General features: G+C 72.5%; 6 protein-coding genes and 1 pseudogene. 2 read left to right on the top strand and 5 right to left on the bottom strand.

Annotated features, from left to right (window positions below):
• Positions 1 to 1,419 (top strand): TrkH family potassium uptake protein (locus HMPREF3105_RS07630; RefSeq protein WP_070709096.1); only part of this gene is annotated, 1,419 nt, incomplete at its 5' end.
• Positions 1,412 to 2,089, top strand: a complete 678-nt coding sequence (locus HMPREF3105_RS07625; RefSeq protein WP_070709095.1) for a potassium channel family protein — start codon at positions 1,412 to 1,414, stop codon at positions 2,087 to 2,089. The genes HMPREF3105_RS07630 and HMPREF3105_RS07625, both read left to right, overlap by 8 nt.
• Before the next feature lie 15 nt (positions 2,090 to 2,104).
• Here the strand turns inward: HMPREF3105_RS07625 and proC are convergent, their stop codons facing one another.
• The 5 genes and pseudogenes from proC to HMPREF3105_RS07600 all read right to left on the bottom strand — a co-directional run.
• The gene (gene proC, locus HMPREF3105_RS07620; RefSeq protein WP_070709094.1) at positions 2,105 to 2,935 is read right to left on the bottom strand and encodes a pyrroline-5-carboxylate reductase; all 831 of its coding nucleotides are present in this window, start codon (positions 2,933 to 2,935) and stop codon (positions 2,105 to 2,107) included.
• Positions 2,932 to 3,816 (bottom strand): sugar phosphate isomerase/epimerase family protein, encoded by an 885-nt coding sequence (locus tag HMPREF3105_RS07615; protein ID WP_049147923.1) that lies wholly within the window; start codon positions 3,814 to 3,816, stop codon positions 2,932 to 2,934. Before HMPREF3105_RS07615 ends, proC begins: the two co-directional genes overlap by 4 nt.
• A 2-nt stretch (positions 3,817 to 3,818) precedes the next feature.
• Positions 3,819 to 4,841, bottom strand: a complete 1,023-nt coding sequence (locus HMPREF3105_RS07610; protein ID WP_036341216.1) for a Ppx/GppA family phosphatase — start codon at positions 4,839 to 4,841, stop codon at positions 3,819 to 3,821.
• A 5-nt stretch (positions 4,842 to 4,846) separates the two neighbouring features.
• Entirely contained in the window at positions 4,847 to 7,681 is a 2,835-nt protein-coding gene (gene topA, locus HMPREF3105_RS07605) for a type I DNA topoisomerase (protein ID WP_070709093.1), read from the bottom strand.
• A gap of 142 nt (positions 7,682 to 7,823) precedes the next feature.
• Positions 7,824 to 8,161, bottom strand: a pseudogene (locus tag HMPREF3105_RS07600) (methyltransferase); the annotation flags it as partial.

Genomic DNA, 8,161 nt, shown 5'->3' with positions numbered 1-8,161 from the left:
GGCGGACTCCCCCGGCCCGGCCAGGCCTCCACGCTGGAGTCCTCGACCGACCTGCGCACGGCGCTGCGGCGCTCGGGCCGCGCCGTCAGCTCCGTGGTGGGCGGCTCCCCGGCCCGCGCCGCCCTCTCCGCCTTCGCCCTCATGGCCCTGGTGTTCACCGGGCTCCTCGCCCTGCCGTGGGCCGCGGCGGACGGCCACGCCACCCCCCTGCACGACGCCATGTTCACCGCGGTCTCCGCCTTCTCCGTGACCGGTCTGACCACCGTCAACACGGCCGTGCACTGGTCCCCCGCGGGCCAGGTGATCATCCTCGTGGCCATCCAGATCGGCGGCCTGGGCATCCTCTCGATGGCCTCGCTGCTCACGCTGGCCGTCTCCCGGCATCTGGGTCTGAGGTCGAAGCTGGCGACGCAGCAGGCGGGCATGCCCTCCGGGAATCTCGGCGAGGTCGGCCGGCTGCTGCGCGTCGTCGTCGTGACGGTGCTGACCGCCGAGGCCGCGCTGGCGTTCTTCCTCGTGCCGCGGTTCGCGGCCATCTCCGGCTCGTGGCTCACCGGCCTGTGGCACGGGGTCTTCTACTCGGTCAGCGCCTTCAACAACGCCGGGTTCACCCTCCACGTGGACGGCCTGCCGGAGATCATGCACGACCCGGTGATCATCACGGTGCTCGGCGTCGGCGTGTTCCTCGGTGCGCTCGGCTTCCCCGTGGTCATGGTGCTGCTGGAGAAGGGGTGGCGGTTCCGGCAGTGGAACCTGCACACCAAGCTCACGGTCGAGGTGACGCTGGCACTGCTGGTGCTCGGCGCCGTCGCCCTCTTCTTCTTCGAGGCGGACAACCCGGCGACCCAGGCCGGCATGGGCTTCTGGCAGCGGGTCGGGCACTCGCTCTTCGGCTCCGTGATGACCCGCTCCGGCGGCTTCGCGATCGACGACACGAACGCGCACCAGCCCGAGTCCCTGCTGCTCATGGACGCGCTCATGTTCGTGGGCGGCGGGTCCGCCTCCACCGCGGGCGGCATCAAGGTGACCACGCTGGCGATCATGTTCCTCGCGATCGTGGCGGAGGCGCGCGGCGACCGCGAGGTGACGGCGCACGGCCGCACGATCGCCCCCGAGTCCCTGCGCGTGGCCATCGCGGTGCTCGCCCTCGGTGCCACCCTCGTGCTCGTGGCCACTCTGGCGCTGGTGCACATCACCGACGAGTCCCTCCAGCGGCCCCTGTTCGAGGTGATCTCCGCGTTCGGGACGTGCGGGCTCTCCGTGGGCGTCTCCGCGGAGAGCCCACCGACCGGCAAGTACGTCCTGACGGCCATGATGTTCGCGGGCCGCGTTGGTACGATCACGTTCGCCGCCGCCCTGGCCCTGCGCCAGCGGCGCGTGCTCTACCGCTACCCCGTCGAGAGGCCGGTCATTGGCTGACACCCCGCAGCGCACCGATCCCAACGCCCCCGTGCTCGTCGTGGGGCTGGGCCGCTTCGGCGCCGCCACGGCCGAGGAGCTCGTCGCCCAGGGCCGCGAGGTGCTCGCCGTCGAGCGGGACCCCGTCCTCGTGCAGCGCTTCGCCCCCTCGCTCACCCACGTGGTGGAGGCGGACGCCACCGACCCCGAGGCCCTGCGCCAGCTCGGCGCGCAGGACTTCTCGACGGCGGTGGTCGGCGTGGGCACCTCCATCGAGGCATCGGTGCTGATCACCGTGAACCTCGTGGACCTGGAGATCCCCCACATCTGGGTGAAGGCGATCAGCGAGGCGCACGGCACGATCCTCAAGCGGATCGGGGCGAACCACGTGATCTTCCCCGAGCACGACGCCGGCGTGCGCGCCGCCCACCTCGTGAACGGGCGCATGCTCGACTTCATCGAGTTCGACGACGACTTCGCGATCGTGAAGATGTACCCGCCGGCCGAGTGCGTGGGCTTCACGCTCGCCGAGTCCCACGTGCGATCCAAGTACGGCGTGACCGTGGTGGGCGTGAAGACCCCGGGCGAGGACTTCACCTACGCCCAGCCGGACACCCGGGTGGGCCCGCGCGACACCCTCATCGTCTCGGGCCACACCGACCTCATCGACCGGTTCGCGGCCCGGCCCTGAGGCACGCCGGAACCGTCAGGCCCCGAACTCCTCGGCCATCTCCTTGTCGCGCTGCGCGGCCGCGTCCATGGCACGGTTCACGAGGTCGTCCATGCCGCCGTCCAGGAACGCCTCCACGGCCTTCTCGGTGGTGCCGTTCGGGCTCATCACGGCCTTGCGCAGAGCCTCGGCCCTGGCCCCCTCCTGCTGGAGCATGATACCGGCGCCCTTGACGGTGGCCGCGGCCATGGCCTCGGCGGAGGCGGCGTCCAGTCCCATCTCCGCACCGTGGGCGGCGATCAGCTCGGCCAGCAGGAACACGTAGGCCGGGGCGGAGCCGGCGGTGGCCACCACGGCGGAGAGCTGCTCCTCGGCCACCGGCACCACCAGGCCGGAGCCCTCGAAGAGGGCGCGCACGGCGGTGGTCTGCTCCTCGGTGACGCCCGGCCCGGGGGCCACGCCCACGACGCCGGAGCCCACCGTCAGGGGCGTGTTCGGCATGGTCCGCACGATCGGCTGCCCCGCCGGCAGCACGGCGGCCATGGTCGCGGAGGTGACGCCGGCTGCCACGGACACCACCACGGTCTCGGGGCGCAGCGACGGCGCCAGGTCCGTGAGGGTGGCGACCATGTCCTTCGGCTTCACGCCCACCAGGACGATGTCCGCCTCGGCGACCGCGGCATGGTTGGCGCGTTCGTCCCGCTCCTGGGAGGTCACGGTGACGCCGTGCTGCGCGGCGGCCTTCTCGGCGGAGGCGGCGGAGCGGGTGGTGGCGGTGACGTCCTCGGCGCGCACGGCGCCGGCGTCGAGGGCTCCGGCGAGGATGGCCCCGGTCATGGTGCCCAGGCCCAGGATGGTCAGCTTCATGGTCGGTCCGTCTCCTTCGTGGTCGGGCGCGGGGCGTCGTCGTGGTGGTGGTCGGTCCCGCCGGCGGCCAGGTGATCGCGCGCGAAGGCGAGCGAGGCGGCGAGCATCTCCTCCCGCTGGCCCGCGTACTCCACGCCGCGCGTGCCCACCTCCACGCACACCGTGCCGGCCAGGCCCGCGGTCGCCAGGTGGCGCAGGGTCTCGGCCACGCGCTGCGTGCCCTCGCCGGGGGCCAGGTGGTCGTCCTTGCCGGAGTCGTTGCCGTCGGTGAGGTGGACGTGCCGCAGCCGCGGGCCGAGCTCGCGGACGGCCGCCAGGGAGTCCGCCCGCGCGATGGCCGCGTGGGAGAAGTCCCAGCAGATGTGCTCGTACGGCTCGGGCAGCGGGTTCCAGTGCGGCAGGTACATCTTGGCCTCGCGGCCGTAGGCCCGCCACGGGTACATGTTCTCCACGGCGATCACGACGCCGGTCTCCGCCATGAGCTCGTGGATGCCCTCGGCGAAGCGCACCGCGTACGTGCCCTGCCAGCGGAACGGCGGATGGGCCACCACGGTGGCCGCGCCCACGGCCTGCGCCAGCTCCACGGAGCGGCGGATCTTGGACCACGCGGAGCCCCAGACCTGCTGCGTGAACAGCAGGGTGGGCGCGTGGATGGAGTCGATGGGCATCCCGTGCCGCTCGGACAGCCGCGTCAGCCGCCGCGCGTCCTGGCTCCACGCGTTGTGCGTGACCATGACCTCCACGCCGTCGTAGCCGAGGTCCTCGGCGGTGGCGAACACGTCCTGGGTGCCCAGGGGGAACACGGACGAGGAGGACAGGGTCACGGGGATGTCCGCTCCGAAGCGCGCCGCGGGGGCCAGGTGCGCGGTGGAGTCCGGCATGGTCAGCGCACCCCCAGGCTCAGTCCCGGCAGGAGGGTGTCCGGGTTGAGGTTCACGTGGCCGACGCCGGGCCGGCCGTCCCGGGTGAGGTGGCCCTCGAGCATGAGCGCGTCGAGGCGGTTGAGGATCAGGCCCTCGCGCAGCGCCCACGGGCAGATCTCGAGCTGGGCGATGCCGAACGTGCGCATGGCCGTCAGCGCGACGATCGCCCCCGCGAACACCTGGTGCGCGCGCACGTCCGAGACGCCGGGCAGCTCCGCCCGCTCCGCGACGGTCATCGCCGCGAGGCGGTTCACCCACAGGTGCAGGTCGTCCGCGCGCAGGTGCCGCTTCACGAAGGGGCCCGCCGCCGACGGCGCCGCCCCGGTGATCCGGGCGAGGGAGCGGAACGTCTTCGAGGTGGCGGTGACCACCACGGGCGACTCGATGCGCGGGAAGGCCGTATACGCCTCCTCGAGTCGCTTCTCCACGTGCTTGCGGAGCTTCTTCACCGCCTTGGGGCTGGGCGGGTCCTCGAGCACCCAGTCGCGGGTGAGGCGGCCGGCGCCCAGCGGCAGGGACAGGGCGTGCGAGGGCAGCTCGTCCTGGCCGTAGGCGATCTCGAAGGAGCCGCCGCCGATGTCGAAGTTCAGGATGGAGCCGGCGCCCCAGCCCTGCCAGCGGCGCACGGCGAAGTACGTCATGGCCGACTCCTGGTCCCCCGTGAGCTCGGAGAGGTGCACACCGGTCTCGGCCTGCACGCGGGCCAGCACGGCGGCGCCGTTCGCGGACTCGCGGATCGCCGAGGTGCAGAACGAGATCATGTCCTCCGCCCGATGCTCCTCCGCGAACGCGGCGGCCTCACGGACGAAGTCCACGAGCTCCCGCTGTCCCTCCTCCGTGATCGCCCCGTCGGCGTCCTGGTAGCGGATCAGCGGAAGGGAGCGCTTGTGCTCCGCGTAGGCGACGGGGCGGGCCCCCGGGTGGGCGTCCACGAGCAGCAGGTGGACGGTGTTGGACCCGATGTCCAGGACGCCGAGGCGCATGGCGCTCAGGCCTTCTTCCGCGCGGTGGTCTTCTTGGCCGGGGCCTTGCGGGCCGCCGGCTTCTTGGCACCGCCGCGGGTGGCCGGGCCCTTGGCACGCTTGTCCGCGAGCAGCTGGTAGGCCTCCTCCGCCGTGAGCTCCTCGGGCTGACGGCCGCGCGGGACGGTGATGTTGGTGACCCCGTCCGTGACGTACGGGCCGAAGCGGCCCTCCTTCACGGTGACCTTCTTGCCGGAGACCGGGTCCTCGCCGAACTCGGCCAGCGGCGGCTTGGCGGCCCCGCGGCCACGCTGCTTCGGCTGGGCGTAGATCTCGAGGGCCTGCTCCTGCGTGATGCTGAAGATCTGGTCCTCGGACTCGAGCGAGCGCGAGTCCGAGCCCTTCTTCAGGTAGGGCCCGAAGCGGCCGTTCTGGGCGGTGATGACCTCGCCCTCGGCGTCCGCGCCCACGACGCGCGGCAGGGACATCAGCTGCAGCGCCTGCTCGAGGGTCACGGTGTCCACGGACATGCTCGTGAAGAGGGAGCCGGTGCGGGGCTTCTCCTTGGCCGGCTTCTTCTTCGGCTTGGGCTTGCCGTTCTTGTAGTACTCGGTGGGCTGCGCGTCGAGCCAGGCCTGCAGCTCCTCCTCGCTCATCTCGGGGATGACCTCGGTGACGTAGGGGCCGTAGCGCCCGTCCTTGGCGACGACGGTCCGGCCCGTCTCCGGGTCCGTGCCGAGCTCGCGCTCGGAGGGCTGGGCGGTGGCGAACAGCTCCTCGGCCTTGGCCGGGGTGAGCTCGTCCGGGGCCAGGTCCTCGGGGACGTTGGCGCGGGGCGGGGTGGCGCCCGCCTCCGCGTCGGCCGGCAGCGACCGCTCCAGGTACGGGCCGTACTGGCCCACCCGCAGGGTGATGTCCTCGGTGATCGGCAGCGAGTTCACGGCCCGCGCGTCGATCTCACCGAGGTTGTCCACCACGTGCTTGAGGCCCTCGACGCCCTTCTCCGTCTCCGCGGCGGGGGCCCCGAAGTAGAAGGTCTGCAACCAGGCCTCGCGGCCGAGCTCGCCCGCGGCGATCCGGTCGAGGTCGTCCTCCATGCGGGCCGTGAAGTCGTAGTCCACGTACTTCGCGAAGTAGTCCTCGAGCAGGCCGATCACCGCGAACGCGGTCCACGACGGGACGAGCGCGGTGCCGCGCTTGGACACGTAGCCGCGGTCCATGATCGTGGAGATCGTCGGGGCGTACGTGGAAGGACGCCCGATCTCGCGGCGCTCCAGCTCGGCGACGATCGACGCCTCGGTGTAGCGGGCCGGCGGGGAGGTCTCGTGCCCGGTGGCCTCGATCGGGTCACCGGTGAGGCGCTCGCCCTGGGCCACCTGCGGCAGGCGGCGGTCCTTGGCCTCCGCGTTCTCGCCGTCGACCTCGGCGTCCCGGCCCTCCTCGTACGCGTCGAGGAAGCCCTTGAACGTGATGACGGTGCCCGAGGCGCTGAACTGCGCGAGGCGACCGTCCTGCGCGGTGGCCGAGAGCCGCAGCGTGGCGGTGTAGCCCTTGGCGTCGGCCATCTGCGAGGCCACGGTGCGCTTCCAGATCAGCTCGTACAGGCGGAACTCGTCCGGGCGCAGCTCGGCCTTGACCTGGGCCGGGGTCCGGAAGGAGTCCCCCGCGGGTCGGATGGCCTCGTGGGCCTCCTGCGCGGTCTCGTTGCGCTTGGCGTAGACGCGCGGCCGGGCCGGCACGGCGTCCGCCCCGTAGAGCTCGGTGGCCTGGCGACGGGCGGCCTGCACGGCCTCCTGCGAGAGGTTCACCGAGTCCGTGCGCATGTACGTGATGTAGCCGTTCTCGTACAGGCGCTGGGCCACCTGCATGGAGACGCGGGAGCTCATGCGGAGCTTGCGGGCGGCCTCCTGCTGCAGCGTGGAGGTGGTGAAGGGCGCGGCCGGGCGGCGGGTGTACGGCTTGTCCTCCACCGAGTCGACCGTGAAGTCCGCCCCGCGCAGACCCTCGGCCAGCGAGCGGGCGCCGGCCTCGTCCAGGTGGGTCACCTTCTTGCCGGCGGAGGCCTTGAGCCGCCCGGCGTCGTCGAAGTCGCGGCCCGTGGCCACGCGCTCGCCGTCCACTGTGCTGAGGCGGGCCGTGAACGAGCTGCCCACGGCGTCCGCGGCCTGCGCGCCCTCGGCCACCGTGAAGGTGCCCTCCACGCCCCAGTAATGGGCGGAGACGAAGGCCATGCGCTCCCGCTCACGCTCGACGACGAGGCGGGTGGCCACCGACTGCACGCGGCCCGCCGAGAGCCCGCGGGAGACCTTGCGCCAGAGCACCGGCGAGAGCTCGTAGCCGAACAGGCGGTCGAGGATGCGGCGCGTCTCCTGGGCGTCCACGAGGGCCGTGTCCAGCTCGCGGATGTTCTCCAGGCCTCGGCGCACGCCCTCCTGGGTGATCTCCCCGAAGGTCATCCGGTACACCGGCACCGTGGGCTTGAGGGTGTCCAGCAGGTGCCAGGCGATGGCCTCGCCCTCCCGGTCCGCATCCGTGGCGAGGTAGAGGGCCTCGGCGTCCTTGAGCTCGCGCTTGAGCTCCGCGACCTTCTTCTTCTTGTCCGGGTGCACCACGTAGTACGGGGTGAAGCCGTGCTCCGTGTCCACGGCGAACTTCCCGAACGGGCCCTTCTTCATGTCCGCCGGCAGGTCCGAGGGCTTGGGCAGGTCGCGGATGTGCCCCACGGAGGAGTCCACCACCCAGCCGGAGCCCACCGCGTTGAGGTACTTCGCGATGGACTTGCTCTTGGCCGGGGACTCCACGATGACCAGCTTCTTGCCCTCGGGCACGGGAGCGGTCACGGAAGCGGATGACGTGGACAAGGGGGTCCTCCTCGGACGGGGAAGGCGGTGGTTCCGGGCCGGTGCGCGGTGCACGCCGGCGTCGGGCGGACGTCCCCACATCGTAGGGGGCGCGGTGCCCACGATAACGCCCGGCGTCCCCGCGCCCGCCACCGCCCGATCGTCAGCCCTCCACCAGGAACCCGTCCTCGTACAGCTCCCGCAGCGCGGCCAGCAGGCCGGCCCGCCCGACGTCGTCCAGCTCCAGCAGCGCGGCGACCGCGCCCACCAGCTGCCCCACGGACAGCTCACCGTCGGAGGCGGACAGCACGCCCGCCGTCGCGGTGTCCAGGCGCGCCACGCGCCGGAACCCGGAGCCCTGCCGGGCCAGGATCACCTCGGGGTGCTCCGCCCCGAACCGCTGGTGGCGTTCCTCCGTGACGTCCGCGGCCACGCGCAGGTGCAGGCCGCGCAGCGCGGCCAGGGCCGGGTCCCCGACGGCGTCCCCCGCCCCGGCGCCGG

The sequence above is a fragment of the Micrococcus sp. HMSC31B01 genome (assembly GCF_001816085.1).
Classification (GTDB): domain Bacteria; phylum Actinomycetota; class Actinomycetes; order Actinomycetales; family Micrococcaceae; genus Micrococcus; species Micrococcus luteus.
The sequence above is the reverse complement of the archived record's forward strand: the minus strand, read 5'-3'. Positions and strand labels throughout refer to the sequence as shown.